The sequence below is a fragment of the Spirosoma soli genome (assembly GCF_042684525.1).
Classification (GTDB): Bacteria; Bacteroidota; Bacteroidia; order Cytophagales; family Spirosomataceae; genus Spirosoma; species Spirosoma soli.
On the sequence record NZ_JBHULN010000001.1, the window covers coordinates 92,716 to 117,941 of the forward strand.

Annotated in this window: 18 protein-coding genes; 7 read left to right on the forward strand and 11 right to left on the reverse strand. The window is 47.4% G+C overall.

Annotation, left to right across the window (positions count from 1 at the left end):
* Positions 1-2 precede the first annotated feature (2 nt).
* The 7 genes from ACFSUS_RS00375 to ACFSUS_RS00405 all read right to left on the reverse strand — a co-directional run bounded on the left by ACFSUS_RS00375 (position 3) and on the right by ACFSUS_RS00405 (position 10,505).
* Positions 3-1,010: a hypothetical protein gene (locus tag ACFSUS_RS00375; protein ID WP_381517486.1), complete on the reverse strand. Its 1,008-nt coding sequence runs from the start codon at positions 1,008-1,010 to the stop codon at positions 3-5.
* Between the two features lie 71 nt (positions 1,011-1,081).
* Positions 1,082-2,884, reverse strand: a complete 1,803-nt coding sequence (locus ACFSUS_RS00380) for a peptidoglycan recognition protein family protein (protein ID WP_381517489.1) — start codon at positions 2,882-2,884, stop codon at positions 1,082-1,084.
* A 43-nt stretch (positions 2,885-2,927) separates the two neighbouring features.
* Positions 2,928-4,352, reverse strand: coding sequence for a hypothetical protein (locus ACFSUS_RS00385; protein ID WP_381517492.1), 1,425 nt, complete (start codon positions 4,350-4,352; stop codon positions 2,928-2,930).
* 28 nt (positions 4,353-4,380) lie between these two features.
* Positions 4,381-5,688: a hypothetical protein gene (locus ACFSUS_RS00390; protein ID WP_381517495.1), complete on the reverse strand. Its 1,308-nt coding sequence runs from the start codon at positions 5,686-5,688 to the stop codon at positions 4,381-4,383.
* Positions 5,685-6,545, reverse strand: coding sequence for a hypothetical protein (locus tag ACFSUS_RS00395; RefSeq protein ID WP_381517497.1), 861 nt, complete (start codon positions 6,543-6,545; stop codon positions 5,685-5,687). Before ACFSUS_RS00395 ends, ACFSUS_RS00390 begins: the two co-directional genes overlap by 4 nt.
* Positions 6,546-6,808: 263 nt before the next feature.
* A complete protein-coding gene (locus ACFSUS_RS00400) occupies positions 6,809-9,883 on the reverse strand; it encodes a sensor histidine kinase (RefSeq protein ID WP_381517500.1) in 3,075 nt (1,024 codons plus the stop codon).
* Positions 9,884-9,890: 7 nt separating this feature from the next.
* Positions 9,891-10,505: a response regulator gene (locus tag ACFSUS_RS00405; protein WP_381517502.1), complete on the reverse strand. Its 615-nt coding sequence runs from the start codon at positions 10,503-10,505 to the stop codon at positions 9,891-9,893.
* Positions 10,506-10,923: 418 nt separating this feature from the next.
* Between ACFSUS_RS00405 and ACFSUS_RS00410 the strand changes: the two genes are divergently transcribed.
* Positions 10,924-11,730 carry a hypothetical protein gene (locus ACFSUS_RS00410; protein ID WP_381517504.1) on the forward strand — a complete coding sequence of 269 codons (807 nt, stop codon included), beginning with the start codon at positions 10,924-10,926 and terminating at the stop codon, positions 11,728-11,730.
* 75 nt (positions 11,731-11,805) lie between these two features.
* Here ACFSUS_RS00410 and ACFSUS_RS00415 read toward each other — a convergent pair whose 3' ends face one another.
* Positions 11,806-12,135, reverse strand: a complete 330-nt coding sequence (locus tag ACFSUS_RS00415; protein WP_381517508.1) for a tetratricopeptide repeat protein — start codon at positions 12,133-12,135, stop codon at positions 11,806-11,808.
* Between the two features lie 111 nt (positions 12,136-12,246).
* Between ACFSUS_RS00415 and ACFSUS_RS00420 the strand changes: the two genes are divergently transcribed.
* From ACFSUS_RS00420 to ACFSUS_RS00430, 3 genes are all read left to right on the forward strand, one after another.
* Complete coding sequence (locus tag ACFSUS_RS00420) at positions 12,247-12,984, forward strand: electron transfer flavoprotein subunit beta/FixA family protein (RefSeq protein ID WP_381517511.1); 738 nt, start codon at positions 12,247-12,249, stop codon at positions 12,982-12,984.
* Between the two features lie 137 nt (positions 12,985-13,121).
* Positions 13,122-14,099, forward strand: coding sequence for an electron transfer flavoprotein subunit alpha/FixB family protein (locus ACFSUS_RS00425; protein WP_381517514.1), 978 nt, complete (start codon positions 13,122-13,124; stop codon positions 14,097-14,099).
* Positions 14,100-14,203: 104 nt separating this feature from the next.
* Positions 14,204-14,800: a bifunctional nuclease family protein gene (locus tag ACFSUS_RS00430; protein ID WP_381517516.1), complete on the forward strand. Its 597-nt coding sequence runs from the start codon at positions 14,204-14,206 to the stop codon at positions 14,798-14,800.
* Between the two features lie 221 nt (positions 14,801-15,021).
* On the opposite strand, the gene ACFSUS_RS00435 is transcribed toward ACFSUS_RS00430, so the two are convergent.
* Positions 15,022-15,522 (reverse strand): PPC domain-containing DNA-binding protein, encoded by a 501-nt coding sequence (locus tag ACFSUS_RS00435; RefSeq protein ID WP_381517519.1) that lies wholly within the window; start codon positions 15,520-15,522, stop codon positions 15,022-15,024.
* Between the two features lie 39 nt (positions 15,523-15,561).
* Between ACFSUS_RS00435 and ACFSUS_RS00440 the strand changes: the two genes are divergently transcribed.
* Entirely contained in the window at positions 15,562-16,629 is a 1,068-nt protein-coding gene (locus ACFSUS_RS00440; protein WP_381517522.1) for a transglutaminase domain-containing protein, read from the forward strand.
* Positions 16,630-17,003: 374 nt separating this feature from the next.
* Here ACFSUS_RS00440 and ACFSUS_RS00445 read toward each other — a convergent pair whose 3' ends face one another.
* Together ACFSUS_RS00445 and ACFSUS_RS00450 are read right to left on the reverse strand one after the other, a co-directional pair.
* The gene (locus ACFSUS_RS00445) at positions 17,004-19,058 is read right to left on the reverse strand and encodes a hypothetical protein (RefSeq protein ID WP_381519138.1); all 2,055 of its coding nucleotides are present in this window, start codon (positions 19,056-19,058) and stop codon (positions 17,004-17,006) included.
* 1,208 nt (positions 19,059-20,266) lie between these two features.
* Positions 20,267-21,028, reverse strand: a complete 762-nt coding sequence (locus ACFSUS_RS00450) for an HpcH/HpaI aldolase family protein (RefSeq protein ID WP_381517524.1) — start codon at positions 21,026-21,028, stop codon at positions 20,267-20,269.
* A gap of 354 nt (positions 21,029-21,382) precedes the next feature.
* On the opposite strand from ACFSUS_RS00450, the gene ACFSUS_RS00455 reads away from it, so the two are divergent.
* Positions 21,383-24,475 (forward strand): ligand-binding sensor domain-containing protein, encoded by a 3,093-nt coding sequence (locus ACFSUS_RS00455; RefSeq protein WP_381517527.1) that lies wholly within the window; start codon positions 21,383-21,385, stop codon positions 24,473-24,475.
* Entirely contained in the window at positions 24,447-25,094 is a 648-nt protein-coding gene (locus tag ACFSUS_RS00460; protein ID WP_381517529.1) for a response regulator, read from the forward strand. The genes ACFSUS_RS00455 and ACFSUS_RS00460 overlap by 29 nt, the downstream gene beginning before the upstream one ends.
* The last annotated feature ends 132 nt before the right edge of the window (positions 25,095-25,226 follow it).

The window sequence follows — 25,226 nt, forward strand, 5'->3', positions numbered from 1 at the left end:
TATTATTTCTTTGTGCTTACTTTATGCTCTAACTGCTCTATACGTTTCTGTTGCTCAATCAGGCGAAGGGTCAGCTCTTCGTTTTGTTTCACCAGCGCAGCCAGCAGGGTTGTCAGATCAACGCCCTGTTTCACCATTTCACCAGCGCTCGGAATACCCGGTAAATGCTTGTTCTGCTGAATATATCGTTCTAGTTCTGACAGCGGTTGTAGTTGATACGTTGATGCAAAAACGTAATCGGCCCATTGCCGCTCAGATGCTGGCTGCACCTGCATAGCAACCGCCGATAACCGGCGAGCCAGGGTTACATCGCCTTTATCATTAACAGTCAAAAACTTACCAACGGTCGATTCGGAGGCAGGTGAGTTGGCGGTCATATTAGTCAACCGTAGTCCACTACGTCCATCTTCACCCGCAGCAAGTTCAAGTCGATTCTGCGGAGCCGATGTACCAATACCAACATTAACGTTGTTGCCTAAGACCAACGAATTACTGCTTAAAACACGGGCGTTAGCCCCCACGGCTGTTGCATTTGATAGCCCTAAACCTACAGCAACGGCGTTGGCTCCTAGCAGGGTATTGTCCTGGCCATCTGTGCCGTCAAATCCGGCATTAGGCCCAATGAAAAGGTTACGACTGCCCCGCTGATTGTATTGTCCGGCGTTAAAGCCGATAAATACATTATCATCACCACCTGTGTTCGTTTTGCCGGCTTCATAGCCGATAAATGTGTTATGACTACCTACTGTATTTGGGAAACCCGCTTTATACCCATAATAGGTGTTATAAGAACCAGTCGTGTTACTCTGTCCAGACTGACTACCCATGAATGTGTTATAAGTACCGCCCATTACTGCACTTGTACTTTGACCAATAAATAGGTTAGTGGTACCATTGGTCGATTGAAAACTAACCACCTGATTATCGGGGGTAATCACCTGACTTTGCGCAATAGTTTCTGTTGTCAGGCCAATACTAAGTGCTAGAATTACGGCAGTAGATGACTTCATAGTGAATTTGGTTATAAAACTTCGGATTAAATATAACAATTTTCACTTATGTAAATAAAAACTAACCACAATCATACAAACTGCTTGAACTCCTTAGCATATTTTAAAACGTCGTCAGTGTTCTTTATGCCATTTGCCAGGGGCCATCGGCCTTTCCGGTTAATACCGGCCTGGATTTCAGCGCTATTAGCTGCGCAAAACGCCTTGAATGACTCCCAGCTTGTTGGAACAAAACCTTTTTTCTTCATAACCTCAACGATGTTTTGAACACCGTAGGGCAGCCAGTGCATTAGTTTAGTTAGAGCCAAATAAACTTCTCCGTTAGTTGGTACCCCTAGTATGGCCGCATATTTTGCCGCACTTTTTCCTCTAAGATTCACCAGTTGAATACCTGCCTGAATCGAGTAATCACGGTCTACACTTAATCTAGGATGGTCAATTTGTAGCGTTTTGGATTCATCAGGGTGCAATTGAAAGTAGCCACGCTCATCGAGCGATGTATGGCTTTTGATGCTTCCGTCCGACTCTTTTTTAATCCAGGCCAATAGAAAATCAAGTGGCCAATTTCCGCGGTATTTGGTTAAATCAGGCACTAATACCCGAAATCGATCAGGCATCGACGTTGTCACGGAGTGCTTTGGCGCATTAACCACTAAGCCCATCGTTTTTTTGAGCATCGTCCATGTATTTGGGCCTAAAACCCCATCATCCTGAAGCCCCTTACTACGTTGCCACCCTGCCAAAGCCCTGGCGAACGCTTCTTCGCCAAGGCTTACGTTCGATAAACCAGAGTAAGGCAGTACAATATCATTCAGTTGATTAACGTATTTTCCCCAGCCTAACGTCTCAGCAAAGCGCCGGTTCTTCAGTACACGATCACTATCTGTTTGTACCGACTGCTCGCCTATATCACGGGTTGTACTGCTTTTGTTTTCTGGCTGTTGTCTCCTCCACTCGGGTCGTATTGGGTTACCAGTTCCGCATTTGTAGCTGGCTCCTCCGTCACTCAACCCCAGGTTCTTCATTCCCCATTCGCCAACGTTAAACCAGATAGCAGGTCCTGGGTCATTTTCACGATCTTTACTGCTTTGACGATGCGCTAATACGTGTTTCAGGTCAAGAATTGCGTTTAAGTATGTCAATAAAAAACGGCCAGACTCAAACTGAGCCTGCGTTGGTGTATCTTCATTTATTTTGATTTTCTTTCCTGTCTTTTTATCGGTAGGGTACCACCACCGACCTTGTATATCCGGAAAATTACCTTCAAACTCAACCCCTACGCTTCTTAGGCTCGTACAGTTCGAGTGCCAGATGAATCTGGATACAGGATGATGCTGCATGATACGCCCATCAAGCATAATGCAGAAGTGAGCACCTACCCCCACGTACTTTTCGGGATTACTGTATGCGCCTTTATTATCTTTAACTTTATACGCCATATGGTGCAAAACAAGCGCCGTAAGTTGCCGTGGGTCACGGAACGTATTTAGGATCAGGTTCTTTTTGGCTGCCGGTATGACCGCTTTATCAGTCCAGTCTTCTAGCTTTGTTTTTGCTTCGTTTAATACCTGACTGACTTTACTACTTGACGAGCCTGCACGACTCAATGCACTTTGTTCAAGCAGCGCTCTTTCTGTTTTAAAGTCCAGCTTGCCCGTTTGCCCTAATTTATTGGATGACTGAAATTGGGTGAGGACTTTTTTATACTCATCTGTCAATTGGTTATCATCGGGAAGCGAGGTCCCTCGCCATTCATTAAGAACACCTTTCGACCAGGCAATGCGCCCAACTACTGGCTTCTTCACCTCAAATTCCAACTCTGAGCTGAATAGAAGCGATTGAAGTTCATTAAACAGAAGATCGCGCTGTATCATGGATGTAAGTGAAATTAGTTAAACGGGCTTGCTTCTGAGGCAACTACACAATGGCCGCAACCTTCTCGGGTACCGTGCCGTAGGCGTTACGGTAGCCTTCTACCAGTCCTTCTACATCGTTGAGCCAGACATCCAGCGTGGAGCCAGTCGCTATTGTGGTCAGCTGCGTCAGATCAGACGTTTCAATGTCGGTTAACAGGCGATAGCCGTACGACGCACAGTTGTCGTAGACAATGAACCGGTTGCTTTCATTTAGCGTGGGCGAGCGTTTGCCAACCAGAATATCGTAAGCCGCCGGTATAAACTCTTCGGGTTTGTCATACTGCGTCGGAATGCCAATCTCGGCTTTCAGCATGTTGACCAGACAGAGCGTAGCGTGCACCATGGCAATGCCCAGAAACGTATTGATCTGGTTACGGCCGTATTGAAAAGGTTCAAATTGCTGTTTCAACACATTCATCGTATCACGGATGGATGTTTGCGTCGCTACTGACGACCGGGGTAAAATGTTGCCCGTCTGCGCCTGAATAGCCTGTGCTAACTGCTTAGTTTTATAATACTCCAGCATGTAGTCGATCAGCTTATTGAAGGTGTTCATAAAACCGGTGTTCCGCTCACTCTCAATCCCCAGGTTATTCTCGATCGATACACCCAGCACCCGTTGATACGTACAGATTCGGTCGCGTAGGTTTGAGCTTATGCCCAGGCGATGCAGCGTACAGATCATATCCATCAGCTCCGAATACGCAATGGCAACGGCTTTATCGTCGAACCGACTACCCGAGATGGTGTATTTGCCCCGATAATTGTAATCGTCCATCAACGCACCAAGTATTTTAAAAACACCCATTCGTTCGTAGTAGTACAGCCACATGACCGCCCCCACGGTCAGGCCATTTGTTCGGAACGAGATATCTAACGTTGGTGGTAGTTGATTCGGTGGTATCGATGTGGTGCGCTCGTAGAGGAAAACCGGGCTTATATGATATTCAGCCGGCCCTGCATCGTAGCACCCCTCATAATAGGCCTGTCTAACAGCTATTTGTGCCTTTTGCACGGCGTCTTCTTTCCCGATGATTTCCTGCTCGGCCAACTCCCTTGCTTTACTGGTCGCCTTACTGCCGTTTCCGAAACCTAACAAGGCATTTTTGGCATTTTGTAAATCTAGCTTAGCGTTACCCAAATAGTCTTGTTTAGCCACGAGCGTCGCTTTAGCGTTTGCAATAGCGGTGGTCGTACCTAAATCATTTTTTTCGTCGAGGGCATTTTTGTAGATGATACCGCCCGTGCATAAGCCTATCGATAAGCAATAATTCTTGTTCAGAAAAGGAGGTATGCCGGAGCCGTATTGATTGGCGTATTCCAGTAAGACGCGATTTAAAAGCTCATTGTATTGACTCCTGATTGCCCAAGTCTGTATATTATTCCAAAAGAATGTATTCTTCGGCTCCTGAAATAGCTTTGCCATTATCTTAAATGTTATACGGGTTTACGATTCACTTCTGTACCAGATTTTTCAACCACTCGTCCATTCGCTGATCAATATCCGCTTGCCTGACAGTTCGCTTTTCGCGCATGAGTCGAAAAACGGCTAACTGAACACCAATGGGTTGCTTCTTGAATTGGTCAGTGCTTGTGCCCGGCATCGTCGCCATGCTTTTGAGCGTAGACGGGGCTAACGTATTAAGAGCGAATAGCGTCGTTATGGGTTTATTGCCCAGCTTTCTGAACCGAGTCATCAGCAAAGCTTTGCTGACGACCGGTATGCATTGCCTGGCTTCCTTTATTAATTGACGGGTGGTTTCGTCCAGGCCTCCTAACGGATACAAACGTACCCACTCCTCTTCCCAGGCATCCCAGTCGCCATGCCCCCATAGTTGCCGACACCAGTCCGTCGACAGCAGGAAGCGCAGGTACGAAGGCGGGTGCGGCTGGATGGTCGAAACGCTGAACATCATGCTGGCCGGTAGAATGAGTACATCGCGTACACTACACGTTTGAGCCATACCCGACAGGCAAAACGCCCAAAAATCAGGCACAATCTCTTTCGACCAATTGGCGTACAGATTGCAAAGCAAGGGCGTAGCGCCCGCTTTTTTTAACGCTTCGTAAAGCACTTGTTGCCACAGCTCAACCATGTTGAGTTTAACGACTGCCTGATGCCCGGCTTCGTGGAAAATAGAGATAAGGTTGTATTTTTCGTTGATTCGGCTGTAAGGGATGGCAATGACCGGAATTGGGTTCGGCGTGTTCTGATTGATACGAACCCCTTCGCGCAACACTGAGGCCCCAAAGCCCCGGTCGCAATACACCAGAGGAGGCACCGTAATATCGGAGATGTTACCTCGCTGGAGCGCATGAGCCGCAATAGCATCGCAGCCTCTCAGCAACGGGCCAATATCGTTGCTCAGCCGCTGGGTCAGAATATCCATGAACGTATCATAGAAACCGTAGGCGGTAGTGAGTTCAACCTCTAGTTCGCCCAGTCGATTAACAAGCGTCTGCCGGATGAGCGGATCGTTTCGCTCCGAAAAGTACTTATCGGTGTAAAGGCGTAATTGCTGCCTTATCTTGTTTGAAACCGTGCTTAACTGCGATTCAAGCACCTCCCACTGCTCGGCCGAAATGTCTTGATGCGGTTGCAGCGAGAGCATCTTCCGCAGGCTAATCAACAACCGCGCCCGGGTTCTGAGCGAGTCTATTTTCAACAGTAGCGACGCGTTGATTCGGCTCGATGTTTTTGGCAAGGTTTCCACAACAATGGTAGTGACTACAGAGTAAGACGTTTCAGCGGCTACGATCACACACGTTTGTACGTAATGGTCACGATTTTATACAGACCATCATGGGTGTCCTTTACCTTGCGGTCGACGCGTTTGTATCTGGCCGTTGCTGCCCCAAGCCGAACCGTTCGTTGCGCTTTTCTAAAGGCATTTTTGGCCGCCTGGTTCATTTGCCCTCTCGCTTGTGGTAAGCTGCGGCTGAAATTTGTTCGACTAATCTCCTCGGCGAAGTTGGTGTAGGCTTCTTTAGCTAAAGCAACGGTATCCCGAGCAGCTTGCCGGGCGGCATCGTCGGTTTCCATTTCCTGACTTCCTAGCACCGCCCCTAACGCTAAGCCAGCTCCAGGTACGACAGCGTTCAACGCTTGTGGGCCAAATTTCATGGCTAGCGTTTTCAGCAAGCCCCGGGGGTCTTTAGTCACCTGCTTAATAGCCGTCATCAGGTTACCGCCACCGGGTATAGCTCCCAGGGCTGTCTTGGCCAATGGAGCCAGTTTCTTACCAAACTTTTTCAGTTTACTCCAGAAGAAATCACGCTCAACTTCGTGCATAACCTCGTTGAAATCGTTTTCGAACTCAAATTCGTTTTCGTAACTGTTCGTAAAGATTTCATACAAGCGAGCTTCGTATCGACCTTCCGGCGTATTCTCGAACTCATTGTCCGATTCATATTCACTGTCGGTTTCAAATTCAGACAGGTAATCAGCTTCGCTGTCGACGCCAAAGTCGGCTTCAAATTCCGAATCGGTCTCCCACTCGCTTTCAATCTCCGACTCGTCGTTTACCAATTCAAATTCATTGTAGTTTTCGGTCGACTCACTATCCATCTCGAACTCCTGCTCAAATTCGCTCAGATAGTCATTTTGATACCCCTTCATGATTATGAGAATTTAAATAGTTGTTACTGCATACACACCGAAAAAGCGCACAGTTTTAAATCAATAGGAGTCCTGCCACCGCGATAACAGCGGCCAGGATCGAGATAATCAGCCAGATAAGAGCTTTATAATCCTTCGCTGACTTCATCGTGAATTGACGATTTTATTAAGCCAAAGGTCAGCGTAAAGTAGAGGGAGGTAAATACCAATATATTGGTATTTCGTTAGGTAGTTCTACGCAAACTCATCAAAAATGAAGCAGACTACCCAGCCAAGGGAACCACAATGTCAACGGTAGTGCCCTGATCCTTAACAGAGTCGATATGGCAGGTACCTTTCAGCAAAGCTATTCGCTGACGCATGTTCACCCGGCCGTTACCCGATAACCGATCAACTAAAACCATATCCAGGCCCCGACCATTATCGCGGTATGTCAATGAAAGGGTATTGGTATTACACCGAAGATAGAGCCAGATCGTACTGGCATTGGCGTGCTTCAACGCATTCTGAAGTAGCTCTTGTATGACCCGAAACAAGTTAATTTCTATACTCTCGGGTAGTTTGGCTGGTACATTTTGCGTGTCGAACATGACATTCAGGTGCTTACTTTCATTCATGAGTTCCACCAGATCAGCAATTGTAAGCACCAGCCCTGACTCAGCGAGGCTACGTGGATGTATATCATGAATGATGCTCCGAATATCATCGAGTGATGCCTTGAGGATAGCTGCCGAGCGCGTTTTAAGTTCTTCAATTGACAGAGTTGGCGTACCAAGCGCATTCAAATACATTTTTAGCACCGCCAGATTAGCGCCAACTCCATCGTGCAATTCTTTGGCCAATCGCTGCCGTTCAAGTTCCTGCGTTCTGATTGATACCGCTAATTCCTGCACCTGACGGAGCTTCAGCATACGAATTCGGTACCAATAGATACCGTAAAGCCCACCAATCAGTAAAACAATGAGTAATAGCCGAAACCACCAGGTTCCCCAGAATGGCGGCTTTATCACGATCAGGATAGAGGCTCCCTGCTCATTCCAAACGCCATCATCATTGCTACCTTTTACCCGGAACATGTATTCGCCGGACGGCAGCTTTGTGTAGTTGACAGTATGTCGATATTGAGCGTCTACCCAGTCTTTGTCGATGCCCTCCAGCCGATATTGGTACTGATTCTTCTCGGTATTCGAAAAATTCAGTGCGGTAAATTCAAACGTTATAAAGTTCTGGTCATGACGCAGCAGTAGTTTGTCCTGATTAGGCGCATACGTACTGTCTAGTACCGTTACGTTCGTGATGCGAACCGGGGGCACAAATGCGTTATGTTTCAGCTCATTTGGTCTGAAGAAATTAATGCCGTTTACGCCCCCGAAAAACAACGTACCATCGGCTCGTTTATACGCACAATTTGTATTGAACTCGTTGCTCTGCAACCCATCGTTTATGTCGTAATTCTTGATTACTCCTTTTTCGGGGGAAAAGCAGGTTAAGCCTTTGTTACTGCTCAGCCAAAGAAGCCCTTTGTCATCTTTTAAGATGCCATAGATTACGTCATTTGGAAGCCTGAAGGTCGCCTTCTTCCCTTGCGTTGACACGTGCTGACGTACGGTCAGCGACGCTTTATCTAAGCCAAAAAGTCCACAGTCCGTACCGACCCAGAGGAGTTCGTTATCCTCGAGGAAGCCAAAAATATTGGCACACAACAGGCCTTGTCTCTCGCCCAAGGCTATACTCTTCTTGGTTACAGGGTCATACCGAATCAAGCCGTGGCCAAAGGTGCCTAACCAGATATGGCCCTGGCTGTCTTCGTGGATCAGGCGAATCACGTAATTAGAGATGGCAGCCAGCGCGGGTACATCGGTCCAGCTTTTCCAACGCCTGGCTAGTACATCAAACCGAGCCAACCCTTGATGACCTCCAGTCCAGACTTCTGTTTGATTACGTAACACCTGTACGGTGTAGAGATACATTAAATCACTTGCCTTGTCGTACGGATAGGCAACAAACGATTCGTTCACGGGCGTAAACGAGCACAAGCCTTTACCCGTAGCTAACCAGATACGACCACCAGCGTCGGCAGACAAATCGTAGACTTGCCCGTGCAAAATACTGTTGGGGTTCTTAAGGTCAGGTAAAAACGTTTTTACCTGATTTGTCTTGAACGAGTACTGATTCATGCCCCCCGTCTGGGTGCCAATGTATAAATCATTGTTATGCTCCAGGATTGAAAAAACCATATTGTCGGCCAGGCTCGTCAGTGGCCGGTCGGTGTCATGTTTCAGCTGGTGGAACGAGTATTTCCGGGGATCGTACTTGTCAATACCTCCTCCACTGAGGCCTATCCAGACGTTTGACTGCTCATCCTCATAGAAAGACAAAACGTAGTTTTCCCCTAAACTGCGGGGGTTGTTATCAGTGTGCCTGATCTGCGAAAAAGAGCCTTGGATAGGGTCATAAATCGAAATTCCGCCGGTACGAGTGCCAATCCAGATTCTGCCTGCTTTGTCGCGTAAAAAGCAGACTACATCATTACTGCTCAGGTGTTGATTAGTGTTCCCCTCTGTATAGTGACGAATGGCTAGCGGCTGACGTGGATTCTCGATTACAAATACCCCCGTTCCGTACGTCCCAATCCATAAACGACCTGCGGTATCAAACACGAGGGCGCGCAGAATTGTCCTGGCAGGTAGCTTGTATCGTGCTTCCACCCCTATGGGCTGTAGCCGATCCTGAACAGGATCGAAATAATATATTTCCCGATCAGTAGCGACCCAGACGGTGCCATCAGGTGCCAGTGTAAAGCCCGCCAGGGCGTTACGTCCCTGTAAATACGTCTTAACTTGCCTGGTCTGGGGATTGAAACGATACAGCCCTTGCTCATCGGTCATTATCCAGACCCCACCCTTCTTATCTTCAAGTAATTTTTCGATAGAAGCGGTATCAACAAGATGGTTTACACTGAAAACAGTACTGAACTTATCGAAGCACATCGCCCCACCGCGCTTGGCAGTATAGAGATTCAATCCTCTGGTTGTACCGACCCAGAATCGGCCGCTTTTATCGGTCAGCAATGCCTGAATAAAATTAGCATTCACGCTACGCCCACCACCAGCCCGGAATACAGTAAAGTTGTAGCCATCAAAACGATTTAAGCCATCTTGAGTGGCAAACCATCTAAACCCATCAAAACTTGTTGTGGCATAGCCGCTTCCCTGCGAGAGACCGTTTGTTTGCGTGTAATGTTCGAAGAAGTAGGGCGTTGTACGATCACTCGTCGACGTTTCGGCAGCCGCGGAATAAGCAGCCACAAGCAAGACAATGATTGTACAGCGAGCCATTTTATGTTCAGATGAGATGATGGCTTTTGGCGTACAACGTAAGCTCAACGTTGGTGTGAATGCCTAACTTCCGATAAATATTTTTTCGGTGCGTTTCTACCGTTCGCTTACTTAAAAAAAGTGTCGAAGCAATTTGGTTGGTTGTTCTTCCCTGGCTAATGAACTGAATGACTTCAGTTTCCCGATCCGTTAACAACCTATCTTCGCTGACTTTAGGCTCCTTACGTAGTTTGAAGTAAGCCGAAGGCAGGTAAATACCTCCGTTACCTACTGTTTCAATTGCGCTGAATAAATCATCTTGACCAGCGCTTTTTATACAATATCCCGAAGCACCTGCCTCCATCATACGTTCGATTGAGTGTGCATCATGCAGCATAGACAGGACTAATATCCTCGTACGAGGGTAAAGGTGTCGGATTGGTTTTAGTAGCTCAAAACCCGAAATATCTGGTAGGTTGATATCCAGCAGCAGTACATCAATTTCATGGCGGGCTAAAAAGGGAATTACCGCCTGACCAGTATAGACAATGCCAGCAACTTCGTAATTAGTCGTGTGCTCAATCAGGAATTTAACTCCTTCCGCGAACAGGCGGTGATCATCAACAATCAAAAGCTTTTGCATAGCCTATACTAAAAGTTGATTAAACGGTCAGAGACCGCCAAAATCTTTTCAACTATACCAACATTAATCGTATTGTTAGGGGTTGGTCGCCTTATCCAGTACAAAGGGTATCAGGAAAGCAAAGCTTTTTATTTTCCGTGGATCAAAGCACTATGATTTCCAGGCAAGAAGCCCCGGGCAAAGAAACATCAGTACGTTCCCGGGGCCGGTACATCTATGTCTATCAAAGATGTAGTTTTTCAAGCCCCCACCAGCAAATGTTTTTAGTAATTGGTCATGATTTTGATACTATTTATTCATTGGTAACGTCTTTTTGCCGTCTGTAAAAACATAGTATGATTCTAATCGCTTACATCTTTTTCATACGTACCTTTACAACTGACAGCGAGTAACTTACCTCACTTATACCATGTGAGCTATGAAAACATTATCTACTCTATACCGATTTATAAGCGTTGTTTTCACCGCAGGCGTTCTAGGCAGTTGCGCTCCTACCGTGACCACCTACCAGCTTGAACCCGTTTCGGGTGATCTGGCAACGATTGACGGGCGGCCAGTTACCAAAGCCGAACGTAATGGCGTGGGTGTAGTAGCTTCCTTCGAGCGCGAGGACATGGAGTTTGTCACGCTTGATGTTGAAGTTAAAAACCGAACGGATCACCCAATAGAAGTCAATCCCGCCGATTTTCATTTTGTAGCTCTCGGAGCATCCCAGGATACGCTGACCGATCCGCTCAACACTAGTCTATTGCTCATGCGGAATGCTGCCGATCCGGCCTACGAAGCAGGCCGTGTAAGTAGGAAGCGAAAAGCCGAAGAAAAACGGTTGAAGCGAGCGAAGGTCTTTAACACAATTTTGATGGTAGCCGTCATTGCCTCCGACGTATCGTCATCAGGAAAGAGTCGTTCGTATGGCGAATACGTCAACAACCGAGTGACGCACAATCTGGCCTATCAGGGCATTGCGGTGAAGCGAGCCATCGACTATAGCACCTTTGCCAATCGAATGGAGCGGTTCGATTACGAAGAATATCGCTGGCGCGAGCTGGCCCTCAAAGCAAACACCCTGGCTCCCGGCGAATCGGTACGTGGTTTCGTTTACCTGCCCAAAATTACAAGTGCCAAATACCTATCAGTCAGCTACTCAATTCCTGAGCAGGCAACAGTTCCTCTGTTGTTCAAGCAGGAGTTGGTGCAGCAAAAGAAAAAACGCCAGCGTAGATAGCAGAGGGTGTAGGGCTTGGGGCTATGAGCCTGGAAAGTAAAATCTTTTGCCCTTAGTCCTTTGCCACACACCCCTTCACCACTCATCGTCATCGTCTTCAAACGCTTGCTGGGCGCGCTGCAACTCCTGAAGCGTTTTCTGATTAGTCTGGGCTCGTGCTAAAGTAATTCCTTTCTCGTACAGCTCAGCAGCCCGTTCGCGCTCGTCAAGGTCAGCGTAAAGAGCTGCAGCATGATAATACGTCGGCAGATAATCCGGGAATTCGACTAACAGCTGATCGAAGTACTGACGTGCCTGTTCTGGCTGGTTGTTCAGGAATTCCATGGCTAATGCATAAACATTGAACGGTTCACCAGGTTCTTCCTGTACAAATCGAATTAATTGTTGGATGCGTTCGTTATTCATTCAGCAAGAAAAATAGTATGCATGCATACTTTATTTAAGAGTGTTTGTACTTTTGCTCCGTAAAATTGGTCGGTAACGAACCGATTTCCACTAACTAAAACCGCATAGCCAATGAAAATTTTAGTGTGTGTGACGAGTGTGCCCGACACCACCACCAAAATTGCCTTCACAGACAATAACACCAAGTTAAATAAAGCTGGTGTAACCTTCATTACTGGCCCTTATGACGACTATGCCCTGGCGCGGGCCGTTGAGTTAAAAGAAAAACTCGGGGCCAGTGTAACAGTACTTAACGTAGGAGAAGCCGATTCTGAGCCGGTTATTCGTAAATGCCTGGCAATTGGCGCTGATGACGCCATTCGGGTAAATACTGAACCCACCGACGCCTATTTTGTGGCCGAACAGATTGCCGCCATTGCGAAAGAAAATAACTACGACCTGATTTTGATGGGTCGCGAGTCGATTGACTACAACGGTGGTCAAGTTCATGGCATTGTTGGCGAAATGCTGGGAGTACCCTCGATCTCGCCTGTTATGCTGCTCGACATTGACGGTAATACTGCCAAAATCACTCGCGAAATTGAAGGTGGCAAAGAAGAACTAGAAGCGAAATTGCCGCTGGTACTCGGTTGTCAGGAACCCATCGCCGAATGGAAAATTCCGAACATGCGGGGTATCATGACGGCGCGGACCAAGCCGCTCAAAGTTGTTGAACCCATCGGCACCGACAAGCTCACAACCGTCGGCGGCTACGAACTTCCAGCCCCACGTGGCGCTGTGAAGATGATTAAAGCCGAAGAAGCCGAAACGCTTATTCAACTCCTGCGCACCGAAGCTAAAGTTATTTAACAACGAGTTCTAAACCGGACCGCCGGGGCGGTTGTAAAGTCATATAGTTCTGAAGTTGCTCAGCCGTACTAAGCTGATGAACAGAGCAGCGAAACTGTACAACATTACAACCTTACAACTCTATAACTTCTCATAAAATGTCAGTTCTCATATTCGCCGAATTAGACGAAGGCAAGATTAAGAAATCCTCACAGGAGGCTATTTTCTACGGCGCGAAGGTCGCCCAAATGACAGGTACGTCTGCTACGGCCGTTATTATTGGTCAGGCCGACGAAAGCGAACTAGCTTCGGCTGGTCGCTTTGGAGCTGCCAAAGTTCTGCACGCTACTGACCGCGACGGCGGCCCGGCCAAGCTTAATGAACCCAACGGCATGGCGTATGCTACCGTGGTGGCTGCGGCTGCTCAACAGGAAGGTTCTAAAGTAATTGTACTGGCCAAATCCTCATTGGGTGATGCTATGACTGCCCGTCTGGCCGGAAAACTAAAAGCTGGCTTAGCCGCTAACGTGATCGAGTTACCGGATTTATCCAACGGTTTTCGCGTCAAGAGCAGCATTTACACGGGTAAAGCATTTGCCTTTAACGATCTGAAAGCCGACGTTAAAATTCTGGCTATCAAAAAAAATACTATTACACCGGAAGAGACGGAAGCTACGGCCACGGTCGAATCGTTTGCTCCCGCTTTGAACGATAGTGACTTCGTTATTTCCGTAAAAAGCACCGAGAAATCATCTGGCGATATTTTGTTGCCCGAAGCAGACTTTGTGGTATCGGCAGGCCGCGGTCTGAAAGGGCCAGAAAATTGGGGTATTGTTGAGGATTTAGCCAAAGCACTGCACGCGGCTACAGCTTGTTCTAAGCCCGTTTCTGACTTAGACTGGCGGCCTCACTCTGAACACGTTGGCCAGACAGGCATTAAGATTAGCCCAAATCTTTATATTGCCTGTGGTATCTCAGGAGCAATACAACATTTGGCGGGCGTAAACTCCTCGAAGGTAATTGTTGTTATTAACAAAGACCCCGAAGCCCCGTTTTTTAAGTCAGCGGATTATGGTATCGTCGGCGATGTGTTCGATGTGCTACCGCGTCTTACCAAGGCGGTGCAGGCATTATAAGTGGGCAGTTGGACAGTCAAACGGTTGGTCAGCGATTGATATTTACTGATTAACTAACCGACTTACTGGCTGTCCAACTGACTACTTTTTGTTAAATTCGCGCCGTGGACAAGATTAAGCTGGAAATATTAGGACTGTCGCCCAGTCAGTCGCAATCGGGTTCGTTTGCGCTGGTCTTAGGCGAAGAATATGGTAACCGCCGGTTACCAATAATTATTGGCATGTTTGAAGCACAGGCCATTGCTATTGAAATAGAAAAGATTGTGCCCAACCGGCCGATGACGCACGACTTGTTCAAGCAGTTTGCGGAACAGTTTAAATTCACGGTACGTGAAATCATGATCTCCGATTTGCGCGAAGGTATATTCTTCGCGAAAATTGTTTGCTTCGATGGCGTTCGGGAAACAGTTATTGACGCCCGCCCGTCCGATGCCATTGCTATCGGTATCCGGTTTGATGTACCGATATACACCAATGAATCAATTCTTTCGGAAGCAGGCATCACGGCCAGTGGTACTGATGAAGATGAAGAGCAGGAAGAACTAGTACGTTCGTCGAGCCGTTCATCATCCCGTTCGTTCGGCGACCAGTTGAAGAATGCATCTTCTGAAGAATTACAGCGGATGCTCGAAGAAGCGCTTGGTAATGAAGAATACGAACGAGCAGCTAAGATTCGCGACGAAATGAGCAAACGGAATTAATTTATGTTGAGCATAAAAAAGAGTCGTCTAATTGCTTAGACGACTCTTTTTTATGCTCAACATTTTCACGGTAGTCATCCGTTTGAGAGTAAACTTAATTACTTACCCAACTATGACGCGTGGTATGGCATCCTCCAGGGTATTATAATGCTATTCTTAACCATTCGCCAAAATACGTGTAGTTGGCATTTTATCCCATGAACAATCGATAGTGGAGCCTCTCACTTTCGGCTTCGTTTTCGAATTACTAACTCACGGTAACCAAAGGTTGGATCGGGTTCTCTGACATAGGTGATATCTTGCATCACACCAACAACCAGCTCAGCCGTTGTATAGATTTTACACCCTTCGAGCAGATGCCCACCGAGGGTTCGGCCTGTGGAGTCAGACACGGATAAATGTATGTGACTTCCGTTGACGGATAGTGTCCCTACCAAAGAAACAATCTCGAAGTGACCCTGCCATACGCTAGGGTCATCCTGGTTAGCTAATCGTAGTGTTACGTCCGTCAGGCTACCCACGCAAGTCAATATAGCGCCTGCTCCAATTCGCTGGCGACGAACAAGTTCATCTAACTCTTTTTTCAAGTCCTGACCCGGCCGGAGTCGAAATGAGAGGGTCTGCATTGAAGCAGTAACTGGAGCCGGATTAAACGGTTGCGACCGGGCGTTGTCCATAGTGATGAAACCAAAAAGCAATGTCAGCAATAAAAAACTCTGCATTTGTGTTATGGAATTGTGAGATTGAATCGAGGAATAAGAATGCGAAACTACACAATTTGGCCCCAGCTAGGGATCGTGTCTCTGGCCCTTTTTGTCTTCTTTTTTAGTACTGCTCTGACGTTTCCCTCCCGATTGGGATTGACTGGACGGTATCCGGTCGCCTTTAACACCGACATTCCGCGGCCATCGAAATATGTCGAGATTGACTATAGCACAATTGATGCCTACGCCCGCGCCACTCCAGAATCGGCCACTCGTAGTTTAAATACACTAAGTGATTATCTAACATCCCCTGCTCGCTCAGAACTGGCTAAGGCTCGCTCAGTATATAGCTGGATTACATCGCACGTTCGGTACGACGAATCGGCTTATAGTGGCCAGCGTTACTCGTCGGAGGTTGAATATGCTAATCGGGTGTTACGTAGTCGTAGGGCTGTTTGCACTGGTTTTGCTTTGCTCTACAAGCATTTGTTAGATCGAGCGGGTATTGAAGTAGCCAACATAAAAGGGTATTCTCGCACCAATGACAGCGAAGCAGGTTTGCCAATTCAGCGCATAGACCACGAGTGGAATGCGATAAAGCTTGATGGCGACTGGTATTTGCTCGACATCGCCTGGGCTCAGACAACGGCAAAAAAAGGCCCAGATGGCGAGCTCATGCCGAACGATTTCTACTTTTTAACAGAACCGGTGGCTTTTGCGGCTAACCACCTCCCGTCTGACCCGCGCTGGCAACTGCTCCACTCGCCTATAAGCAAAACCCAGTTCGATCGGTTTCCTAAATTATATGATGCCTATTTTCGATTAGGCTTCAACGAGGACTTTCCCAAAAATGGGTTACTTCAAAGCGGGGGCAATGTGCTAACGTTAACGCTCCAAAATGATAAAGATGTCGAGTTTATGTGTTCGTTGAGCCGGGTTGGTGGTTCTACAGCGACTCATATTCCAGTGAACATCCAGCGTTCTGGAGAAACCTATCACTTGACAGTTCCCGTTACTCAGCGCGGAAATTCTACCTTATACGTTTTTGCCAAACCAAAGGGCGCCCGGTCTGAACGAGTGAAATCATATGAAGGCATTGCTTCGTTTACTATTGTTAAGGGTTAACACGTTTTATCACTTACATAACTATTGAGACAAGAAACGGGGAACAAGGTTGATTAGACCTGTTACCCGTTTCTTGGTTTAGCCTAGCAACTAACGCTCTTGGATGTAGTTTTACAGTACTTAACACTTATAGTCGTCAACCAGCAGTGAATTGTCCATCAATCCACGTACCGACTAGTCGTGTCAATCAAGTAAATAGCCTCAAGCACAGTCGAGCCTTACTAGTCGGTTCTAAGTGTAGATAATCGACTATGAGCTTCAGGAGAACACTTATAAGCCTTGAAGAGGCTACTAAACGTTATTCATATAAGGCTTATAAACACAAAAAACCGGAAGCGTTGGCTTCCGGTTTTTTGTGTTTATAAGCTTGCCTCTTATTCTACACCGAACATCGCATCTGACCGACGGCCGCTGTTACCAGCCCGACGACGTGGTGCTCTCTTCTTCACTGGTGCAGGCGGAGCCAGCAGTTTTGTTTTCTGAGCATCAGTTAGCGGCTTCAGGTCAGTGATCGAGTAGCTGTTGTCGCTAATCGTCGTGTTGAAGCTTCCAACTGGCTGTTCAGGCTGACCGTTGCATGGCAGTTTCGTAACCGTGAATACCGCGCGGAAGTACTGCACTTGCGGACGTACCCGACGACCTCTGTAACGAACGGCGTTGCCGCTTTCGATCTTAGCTTTTTCAGCTTGCAGCTGTTGAGCTAAGCCACCTGGCAGATCACGTAGGTTCAGGATAACTGTGTTTGTATCGAATTCAACTGCGCTCGTAGCCAGACGACGGTTCAGACCGCGGTAGCGTAGGCGAGTAACTGTGTCGCCAACCGACGTGATTGTTCCGTTACAGTAGCAGACATTAGCAATCTCACGTGTGTATGGCGTGCGGTAGTAAACCTCCAGGCGCTCCAAGCGGTGACGGTATTCGCACTCAACAACTGTGCTTCTTGGGCGAATGCTGGCGAAGCTCGTTGTAGCCACTTCACTCATACAAGAGCCACACTTAGCCGTTTGCCGGTTGTGGACCGTTACGTAATAGAAACCAGGCGTAATCTGACCACCTGAGAAATAAGCTGCGGGGAAAGTTAACGTTGTGTCCGTTGTGTTCTCCAACTGCGCAATAACTAAGTCTCCTCCGTTAGCACCCGTCGTGCTGGTAGCGCCAGTGGCAGCGCCAGTAGACACTGAATCCGCGCGATAGTATAAACGAGCCGTGAAGGTTTCGTTCTTCGGGTTCGGAGTCGTGCTGCGCCAGCTGATAACTGGAGCCGTTGCTGCGGTATTAACCGGAGCCGACTGCTGAGCATTTGTGCTGTCAACGTAAGACAGCGATGCTCCTTTGAGTGATGCGCCGTTGAACTGAACACGTAATTCAGGAATAGAGTCGCAAGTTGGGCAGACCGTTGGTGTTTTTGGGATCAACTTCTTCTGAACGAATCCTTTACGAACGGCTAAACCAGCGTTGAAACCACCGTGTTTCCGCTTAAATTCATACAACTGGTCTTCTCTTCCGTTGACGATGATGTAATTCAACTGAGTGTAAAAGCCCTGCGCCTGTACGCCAATGTTCCAGTTATTGCGGAGCGGGAAGAAAACGCCCAGTGAGAGCAAGCCACCCGGATGATACAGTCTGTAACTTGGATTAACCGTACGAAGCAGTTGGCCACCTTCTACGAGTGGGCCGTTAGGCTGACCGGTGAACTGTTGCGGAATAAAGGCGGCAATCGTGGCAGCCTCCGTCCGGAACAAGCCTCCGCGTAGACCTAACTCGATAAACGTAGCAGCTTCGGGATTACGACGGCTGCGAGCGAGGGTAAATTGCAGCACCGGACCAACTGTCAGGAACATATCTTCCGAAGCCCGCTGGCGAATCGTTACCTGATCGCGACCTACACCTTGTGCTGCGGCCAGACCATATAAGTAATCGCGGTAGATACCACGTGTGATATAGTTCTGATAGCCGAAAGCCGTCCCTAAGCCGAAGCGGAGTCGACGAGTGTTGGGCGTCAGATAATAATCAACGTTACCGGTAATGTTAAAGCCAGCGCCGTTATACAAAGTGTTGTCGCGCCGGTTAGGACCAAACGTGTTTTCCCAAGTACCGCAATACGCGAAGTTTGGCCCGGCATACAGCCCGATACGCCATGGTGACAGACGCCGGACCAGAATGAATGTTTGGAAGGTAGTGTCGCAGTCATCGAGCTCGGCAACATCACTTGCCTGTGCCTTGAACTCGTCTCGACGTAACGTGTCGGTGTAAACTCCTTTACCCAAACGGTAAATATTCTCACGAGGGTCCTCCCTTCTGGGCGTGGTCGTAGCCGGGCTTTGTTGACCTGTGGCGGGTTGGACCGCGTCCCGCCGGACCGTGTCAGCCTGTTGAGCAAGGCTTACAGAAGGTATTGCAAAACTTAGCAACACGAGTCCAGCCAGCATCCGCATAGGGTGTTGTTGGATAAATGTTCGCATACTTATTGAGTTAATTTGACGCAATGTTTCTAACTAAACTTTTATTCTCCCAAATGCTGATTAGGAAACTTAGGGAACGGTCTATCCACCTAAACGATGGATTTTTCCTATTTCTTAGCCAACTCTCTATGCCATAGGAACCTACCAATGGCTCTGACATGTGTTAGTGGTTATTTTCTTTTCTATTCTCATTTAAACTTTAATTTAAAGTCATTTAGAAAAGTGTTGAAAGTTGACCATTTGTCAGTTGGTTCGTCCCTATAAACTTGCCAGTATCGCTAAGCGCCTGATCATTCATTTTGGTGAACAATGACCTTATAACTCCTTTTTTTCTGCAATGTTAAGCGGGAATTGTAAAAGTCAATTCATCATTTCATTTTTTTTTACAAACCTTTTTCATCTCAGCGCTCAAACATCACAGAAAATCAGCAATTTCCATGCAAAATCCATGACTTATTAACTACAAAGACTTTCTACCTAGTAATGGCATAGAAAAAATGCTAATTGTGACCGGAGAAGATAAAACTCATCATTGGTGGTCAATAATAGTCATTATAATGTGATTAAAAAACAATTACCTCTTCTACAACCAAACAAATGAAAGGTTGCTAGTTTTTCTTTAATTCTTCCACAGTTTCATCGATCGCTTGGTTTTGTTCGATAGTCTGTTCAACTGCACTCGGTTTTTGTTGAACAATACCTATAATGCTGGCGAACTATTCCGCATGCCAGAGCTGACGTTCTCCTATTTCCTCGACCGGAGGTTCAAAACTGGCTACGTTTCTACAAGTATTACGTCGCCTTTTGCTTCTGCAACTGTAATAGTTAAAACATGCGTGACGTTTTGTCTTCGAAAAAGCACGGCCTTTGCCCTTACGCTTTGTCATCCGAAAGTAGCCTATTACTGATTACAGCATTGCGAATAATGCAGACGATCACAGGTAAGTTTCACCAGGTCTGACGTTCAATTCATTTCTCCCAAACACTAAATACAGTCCAAACGCTGCTATCGTCATAATCAGGAGAGTCATGTGATTGATAAAAGGTTGCAATACGTTCATTATTATTAGCAGATGCGCTAAATTTTAGTAAGTCTGCTTCATTGAAACCAACCGTCGTCTTCCTGTTATTTACGTTTCTAAATCCAACCTATGGTCATAAATCACCACATGGGTCTACTGCCTTCCTTTCATAAAGTCAGTGGCGGCTGATTTTAATAAACCCGCAAACGAATTCAAGCAAAATAATACTCCCCGGTCCACGAGCGCTTTAGCTTGATCACCGGTAGCAGCAGTAGTGCCAACCACCAAACCAGCTTTCCGGATTCGGTCAACAACTCCCGCAATGGTTCGTTTTACTTCGTCATGCCCCGGTCCATCGTAATAACCCATGGACATAGCCAAGTCACGTGGGCCAATAACGAAGCCATCAACACCTTCTACGGCCATCATCTCATCGAGATTGTCGATGGCTTCCTGATCTTCGATTTGAGGTAACACCAGTATTTGGTCATTGGCGAAATCCACGTATTCACCCTGATTCATGGCTCCTAACAAATAATCGACGGATCGTACCGGAGCAAAACCCCGCACTCCTACGGGCGGGTATTTTACAGCCTTTACCAGTGCATCGACCTCCGCAGCGTTTTTAACGCCTGGCATCATAATACCCATGACACCCGAATCCAGAAACTGAAGGATTAGTTTAGGGTCGTTGCTGCGCACCCGGGCCAAGGGTGTAATACCGCTTACTTCGCAAGCCCGGACAATGTCCTGTACTTGTGCCGTTGTTACAGGACTATGCTCACCATCAATCATATAGAAATCTAGCCCCGAAAATCCGCAAAGTTCGGCAACGGTCGGATCAGAACTGTTGGAAAGGACGCCTAGAACGGGCTGGCTGTTTTTGAGCCGGGCTTTAACAATATTTTGCTTCATTGAATGGTTCGCCAAATTCTGGCTATGCGTATTGATTATAATTGATTGATAGCTTCGGGATAAGACTTGAATCGTAAGCCCACCCGTCACGATATGACAACTTAACAACAAGATTGTTCATTGCAGAGAAAAGCTTGGCCCTGCTTTCTGGCCTAATAGTTTCAAACAGCATTTGTAGCGTTTAAGTCAAAACTACTGGATTATTTGGTTATCCTGGTTAATCTACTCAAATAGCAAGGCAAACGTATCTGAGCTATCTGGCACAAGCTTCGACTCAAATACCCTGAATTAGGTATTTATTGAACCTGGTTTCTGAAGTAGCTTTAGGTCAAGATTCCACCCCATGACGTTGCCATGCGCTGCCTGATTATAAGTTTGTTATTCTTTGCAAATGTGGGCTGGGCGCAGCCTTCTTTCCAAATCCGCCACCTGACCACTCGGGACGGCTTATCGCAGGGCTCTTGCTTTTACATTCATAAAGATTCACGGGGGTTCGTCTGGATCAGCAGCCAGAACGGTTTAAATCGTTTTGATGGCGCACGATTTACCAATTACCGCTTTAATGATACTGATACAACCAGCATAGGCAAAGGTGAAGTCCGAGGGATAGTTGAGACACCCAATGGCGATCTCTGGGTTGGCACCGAAGAATGCCTGAGTCGATACGTCCGCCGAACTAACTCATTCAAACGTTATTACCCTATTGATAGTCAGGGTCGGCGAAAGTACGCGCTTCAGGAGCCTTTCTTCGCTGATGATTCGACAGTATGGTACGCGAGCAGCGCAGAGGGCATTATGAAACTAAACTATCGTACCGGGCGCAAAACAAGTATTAATCCTTCCGTCAGACCTAAATTCAGCATCGCCACTGAGTGGATTGAGCATCAGCCCGGCCGACAAACGCTCACGTTTCTGTTACCAACAGGTTTTGCTCAGTACAATTATCAAACAAAAAAACTGTCAACCTTCCTGACAGGTCAGCCAGGTGACCAGCCTGTTGACGCTCCTGCCAGGGTGCGAATTGCCAAATCGTACAAGTTTCATTCGATTCATCACTGCCGAAGAGCCGGACTGCACACGGATCATTATTGTCTTGTTGGCCCGCAAGGCATTTTTGAATTTGATGCCAATATATTCCGGCTTGTGCGACACCATCCTCTCCGACCCGATAGCAAGAACTACCGTTTTGTCAGCATGGACGAAGATTCTAAAGGGCGATGGTGGTTGGCGGCACAGGGAAGAGGTGTTTGGTTATACGACCCAGCCGGGATGAAAATAGTACGCGAAATCACCCCTGGGTCTGTAACTCAAACCGCCCTGTTAACTAACCAGGTCTCAGCCGTTTACATTGATGATCAAGACTTGGTTTGGGTGAATGATGACCCATTCGGCGTTGCTATTATCTACCCTGATGTTTATACGATCCAAACAATGCCCGACAACCCAGTCGACGTTACTGACCTTAACAACCATCCTATTCGTGGATTGTGTGAGGACCAGCAAGGGCACATCTGGATTGGAACGTCGGACGGTGGCATTCGGCGACTCGACCCGACGACTGGCCTCATGCGGGCCTATACGGCCGAACAGGGTGTTACGAGCGAGGGTAACGTGCGGCACATTATTCAAACCCGCAACGGCCGTTTGCTGGTTGCTAATCTGTTGGGAATACTCCGCTACGAACCTGCTCAGGACCGGTTTGTGCAGGTACCCAATGAGCGGTGCCACGACGAAGACTGTCGGTATGGCCGAGGCATCTCTGAATTACCCGACGGGAAGTTTATTGAGGCAACCTACGGGGGTCTGTTTGTACTCGATTCAGAACTAAGGCCAATCAGCAGAACTGACTCCGGTGGTACGTATTTCGGTGCACTCTACTTCGATGCCGCAACGAATCTAGTGTATGCTGGCCGACGCGATCAGGATCTGGTTATTTACCGCTACGAAAAGGGTCAGCTCAACCCATTGTATGTTACTCTACCCGGTCATAACATCATGCAGATTACAGCTGATGCGGCACGCGGGTGTTTATGGCTTTGTACAGATCGGGGCTTGATACGCTTCGATGCCAAACGACGACGTACCCTCCGTACCTATACCGTCCGCGACGGGTTGCCTGATGACGTCATTTATGGTATGTTAGTGGATAAACGTGGGAGCTTCTGGCTAAGTACGAACAACGGACTGACAAAATTTCTTCCGTCCGAAGAGAAGTTCAGTCCTGTAGTATCTACAAAAGGCCGCGAGTACAACAGCCAGGCGTCGCTGATTGCCTCTGATGGTACGTTTTACTTTGGCGGGGTACACGGTTTAGATCGATTTGTGCCTGAGAAGCTAGACATGTATCGTGCTAACGTACCGATACGCATCGTAGATTTTCGAGTAAATGACAAACCTTACCAGGCTGATGGCTTCGTGGGCGAAACGGGTACGGTAGCCCTTACGCATGAACAACGCACAATCTCAATCGAGCTCGCTGCTTTAGACTACTTTAGCAACGGTAAAAATCAGCTTTTATATCAAATGTCTGGCATTGACCAGAACTGGGTCAATCTTGCAGATGGCAGCTATACGATTCGCTACCCGGATCTGTCGCCTGGTAACTACACATTCCAAGCTCGGGCCATAGACGCCCGGGGTCAACTTACCCCTATCACTCGGTTGACAATATATATACGTCCTCCTTTTTGGCAGCAATGGTGGTTTTGGATGCTCTGCTTATTGATGGTAGCCAGTAGCGTTTTCTTTTGGGTCCGCGCTTATAACCGCCAGAAGCTAAATCGGCAGCGCAGGCTGTTACAGAACACCTTGGCAACGCAGGAAAACGAACGTCAGCGCATTGCGCGAGACCTGCACGACGACGTAGGTAACACATTGGCAGCCGCTAAGGGCGCACTCGAACTGGCCGAAGAACGAAAACCGCCTGGCGTTGAACTGCCGGAGGTAGCAAAGGCGTATGCGCTGATTAACAAAGCAGGCAACGATCTTCGAAGCATTACTCACGACCTGATGCCCGTTGAATTTGAAAAGTATGCCCTTCCTGATGTAGTCGCTCAACTCGTCGAACGAGTTAACCGAACCTCGCCAACCCGGTTTGAGTTCATAATATTTGGTCATGTGCATCGCCTGAAGCCCGAGCGTGAGTTAGTTACATACCGGATCATTGCCGAATTGATTCAAAATGCTTTGAAGCATGGCGGACCGGGAATAGCGATTGTACAAGTAGGATACTATGAGCGTCAAATCAGTATTTTAGTAGAAACACCATTACATAAAGAGAAAGAAAGCTCGCCCTTTTCTGAGCAAGTGTCAGCCGGAATAGGTCAAAAAAATATAACTTACAGGGCAGAATATCTCCGTGCCACGTTGACTACTGATAGCAACGCGGAAAGCTATACGGTTATGCTCGACGTCCCGTATGATTCCACACCGCCCCAGTCCCATTAAAGTCCTTATTGTCGACGATCACCGACTGTTTAACGATGGGTTGGAATCCATGCTTGCCGATGCACCCGATTTAACGATTGTTGGTCAGGTTTACAACAGCCGCGAAGCCCTTGAGGCCGTTTACCAGCTTCGTCCCGATATACTTATCGTCGATTTCAACATGCCCGAAGTTGATGGTCTTGAACTCACTCGGCAAGTCATCGAGCAGTATCCTACGCAACGTATATTGGCCTTAAGTATGTACGGTGAGCAACGGTACATTGATGATTTCAAGAAAGCCGGAGCCGCAGGATATATGCTTAAGACCTCTACTAAAGACGAGCTGTTAACGGCCATTCGGGAAGTAGCGCGCGGCCACTTCTATTTCGACCCCAAACTCGCCGACACTAAGCAGTTCGATAATCATGCCGACGATCTGTTTCTTAAAAAGTATAAACTATCGCCCCGGGAAGTCGAGATCATACGCTACATTAAAGAGGGGCTCAGCAGCACACAAATTGCTAAGAAGGTAAGCTTAAGCCCTTACACTGTTGATACACACCGTAAGAACATACACGCCAAGCTAGGTATTAATACGGTAGCCGAGTTGGTTCGTTTTGCCATTGAAATGGGTATTTAAGCTGCCATATTACTAAATATACCCAAATCTGGGTATTGCGCTTTCTGTAATCAGGAGGGAAATTTGTCTTGTTATCTTCCATCCACACCTCACGATTTTTGATCGGTCGCTCGTCTGCATTTGAGCGACCGA

Bases quoted from the DNA above. Each gene is read 5' to 3' on its own strand.
- ACFSUS_RS00435 (WP_381517519.1), bottom strand. From the start codon at position 15,522: ATGCAGAGTTTTTTATTGCTGACATTGCTTTTTGGTTTCATCACTATG.
- ACFSUS_RS00400 (WP_381517500.1), bottom strand. From the start codon at position 9,883: ATGGCTCGCTGTACAATCATTGTCTTGCTTGTGGCTGCTTATTCCGCG.
- ACFSUS_RS00405 (WP_381517502.1), bottom strand. From the start codon at position 10,505: ATGCAAAAGCTTTTGATTGTTGATGATCACCGCCTGTTCGCGGAAGGA.
- ACFSUS_RS00455 (WP_381517527.1), top strand. From the start codon at position 21,383: ATGCGCTGCCTGATTATAAGTTTGTTATTCTTTGCAAATGTGGGCTGG.
- ACFSUS_RS00395 (WP_381517497.1), bottom strand. From the start codon at position 6,545: ATGAAGGGGTATCAAAATGACTATCTGAGCGAATTTGAGCAGGAGTTC.
- ACFSUS_RS00420 (WP_381517511.1), top strand. From the start codon at position 12,247: ATGAAAATTTTAGTGTGTGTGACGAGTGTGCCCGACACCACCACCAAA.
- ACFSUS_RS00385 (WP_381517492.1), bottom strand. From the start codon at position 4,352: ATGGCAAAGCTATTTCAGGAGCCGAAGAATACATTCTTTTGGAATAAT.
- ACFSUS_RS00425 (WP_381517514.1), top strand. From the start codon at position 13,122: ATGTCAGTTCTCATATTCGCCGAATTAGACGAAGGCAAGATTAAGAAA.
- ACFSUS_RS00410 (WP_381517504.1), top strand. From the start codon at position 10,924: ATGAAAACATTATCTACTCTATACCGATTTATAAGCGTTGTTTTCACC.
- ACFSUS_RS00380 (WP_381517489.1), bottom strand. From the start codon at position 2,884: ATGATACAGCGCGATCTTCTGTTTAATGAACTTCAATCGCTTCTATTC.
- ACFSUS_RS00375 (WP_381517486.1), bottom strand. From the start codon at position 1,010: ATGAAGTCATCTACTGCCGTAATTCTAGCACTTAGTATTGGCCTGACA.
- ACFSUS_RS00415 (WP_381517508.1), bottom strand. From the start codon at position 12,135: ATGAATAACGAACGCATCCAACAATTAATTCGATTTGTACAGGAAGAA.
- ACFSUS_RS00460 (WP_381517529.1), top strand. From the start codon at position 24,447: ATGATTCCACACCGCCCCAGTCCCATTAAAGTCCTTATTGTCGACGAT.
- ACFSUS_RS00445 (WP_381519138.1), bottom strand. From the start codon at position 19,058: ATGCTGGCTGGACTCGTGTTGCTAAGTTTTGCAATACCTTCTGTAAGC.
- ACFSUS_RS00440 (WP_381517522.1), top strand. From the start codon at position 15,562: ATGCGAAACTACACAATTTGGCCCCAGCTAGGGATCGTGTCTCTGGCC.
- ACFSUS_RS00450 (WP_381517524.1), bottom strand. From the start codon at position 21,028: ATGAAGCAAAATATTGTTAAAGCCCGGCTCAAAAACAGCCAGCCCGTT.